The 1,798-nt window shown below is 39.0% G+C and carries 4 protein-coding genes; 2 read left to right on the top strand and 2 right to left on the bottom strand.

Annotated elements, in window-relative coordinates; translation table 11 throughout:
* Positions 1-262: hypothetical protein (locus tag HMPREF0670_RS16990; protein WP_232213855.1), on the top strand; the 262-nt coding region annotated here is incomplete at its 5' end.
* 106 nt (positions 263-368) lie between these two features.
* On the opposite strand, the gene HMPREF0670_RS04610 is transcribed toward HMPREF0670_RS16990, so the two are convergent.
* Together HMPREF0670_RS04610 and HMPREF0670_RS16995 are read right to left on the bottom strand one after the other, a co-directional pair.
* Entirely contained in the window at positions 369-866 is a 498-nt protein-coding gene (locus HMPREF0670_RS04610) for a hypothetical protein (RefSeq protein WP_232213856.1), read from the bottom strand.
* Between the two features lie 84 nt (positions 867-950).
* Complete coding sequence (locus tag HMPREF0670_RS16995) at positions 951-1,319, bottom strand: CHAP domain-containing protein (RefSeq protein WP_232213875.1); 369 nt, start codon at positions 1,317-1,319, stop codon at positions 951-953.
* Here HMPREF0670_RS16995 and HMPREF0670_RS17000 point away from each other — a divergent pair.
* Entirely contained in the window at positions 1,254-1,442 is a 189-nt protein-coding gene (locus tag HMPREF0670_RS17000) for a hypothetical protein (protein ID WP_232213878.1), read from the top strand. The genes HMPREF0670_RS16995 and HMPREF0670_RS17000 overlap by 66 nt on opposite strands.
* The last annotated feature ends 356 nt before the right edge of the window (positions 1,443-1,798 follow it).

Raw genomic sequence — 1,798 nt, forward strand, 5'->3', positions numbered from 1 at the left:
AACTTTTAGGCTGACGAAGGCTTACATTTGTCTTGCTAAACCAAATTGGTGCAAATGGCGGCTTTTGGGAATAGAAATTCATTTTGCCTGCATTTACAACCATCCCCATTTTGCATCAAAGCCAAGCCTCGCGAAAATCGATTTTTTGCGGCAAGGTGAGCGGTTGGTGGACGGAAAGGGCACTCATAATGTTAAATTTCTTACTGAAAACCAAACAAAAACGATTATATTGTATACACGCGCATGGGCAACGGCACGGTAAACACGTACGCTTACGACCGCCAGAGCAAGCGGTTGCTGGAATGCATTAAAAGTCAAGACGATTTCATCGAGTTAAAAATGAAATCAAGCCTTATACACAGCAGATTTTATTTTGATTTCTTGGCATCGTTAGCCAGTGACACCTTGTGTAACATTTCCAATTTTGCTTTGACGTACAAATAGTTTTTTCCATTGGTGGTATGCGCTTGTGTTTCTTCCATCAATGCGCCTTGGCATCTATTTGACGGGGGACTTATAGTTCTCAATATCACATACCCCCTTTTAAGGTTTAAAGAAGTATATACAGGAAGACTTTCCGAGAAATATGCAGGTGTGATGTATGCTTGCTTAGCAAGATAATCGAAGAAGAGGAATTTGCTCTCGTCTGTGGCTGCATTGTAAACGGCATATACACCAATCTTTCCTCGCCCATCCTGCCCTGTTAGATTCGTCAAGAAATCTATGGAACTGCCATCCAAACAATATACCCTTATTAGCTCTTCTTCAAAACATCCATGTCGAAACATCAAGAGAGAGACACAAGATGTATCATTCTCTTCTGTAAAAATAAAAAGAGAATCTTGGCATTGCTGAACAGAATCCATAGAGTGAGCGTTAGACCGCCCACAAAAAAGATAAAACAACACACAAGTTATAAATATCATAGTTTTGTTCATAGAAGGTACTCCTTATTTCCTTAACCACCCAAGAATTCTATTGTTTTTTATCTGCCAGCTCTTGCCATTTCTTTGCAACTCAATACAAGCCCGACTTTTCCCCCAAGGACCTGGATTTTGCTGAATAATCTCTATGTTACTGTCAGTAACCCTAGAAACGATTGCGACATGCCCATAGGGATTGAGTATGTAGGAATCAAATACTAACAAATCACCCTTCTGAGGTTTAACATGGTCTCCATTCGTATACTGAAAAAGTGCTCGAGCAGTATTTAAGGAACCATTGGATAACTTTTTGTCAAAAAAGGCTTTCGCATGTCCATACGTATCGGGCATACGATGGTGATAATGCAGATAGTAATATCGTTTCACAAATTCCACACATTGGTATCGAACTCCTACATTATAGCCATCAATGATATTCCGTCCAGACGATTGGCCTGTGCCTCCATTATAGTAGACGTAAACACCATCAAGGCTATCAATAGGAACTCCCCTGCTTAATGTGGGATTCAAATTAACATGAGTAACACACCAATAGCTTATCATTAACAGGATAATTCCAGACAATGTATAATATATTACCTTTTTTACCATGAAACCATATTAACTTTTAAAGTTAGCACAAATAGAAGAGAGTTCTTATCTATGTATTTCCAAACTAATACTACCCCTCCCTCCATGTATGAAGTACTGAACAAAATTACATAAAATTCGTGATTTAAATCTTGTGCAGATAGAAAAACTGCAGAGAACACCCTGGAATGTGCAGTGGCAAAAAGAAAACATCAAGACCGGCATGGGTTCTCAAATAAAACATGTCGGGACGCTTTCTCAATACAGATGCAGACTTTGATAAG

The sequence above is a fragment of the Prevotella sp. oral taxon 317 str. F0108 genome (assembly GCF_000162415.1).
GTDB lineage: Bacteria > Bacteroidota > Bacteroidia > Bacteroidales > Bacteroidaceae > Prevotella > Prevotella conceptionensis.

Excerpts from the sequence above, each read along its gene's own strand:
- HMPREF0670_RS04610 (WP_232213856.1), bottom strand. The coding sequence starts at position 866 with ATGGATTCTGTTCAGCAATGCCAAGATTCTCTTTTTATTTTTACAGAA.
- HMPREF0670_RS17000 (WP_232213878.1), top strand. The coding sequence starts at position 1,254 with ATGTCCATACGTATCGGGCATACGATGGTGATAATGCAGATAGTAATA.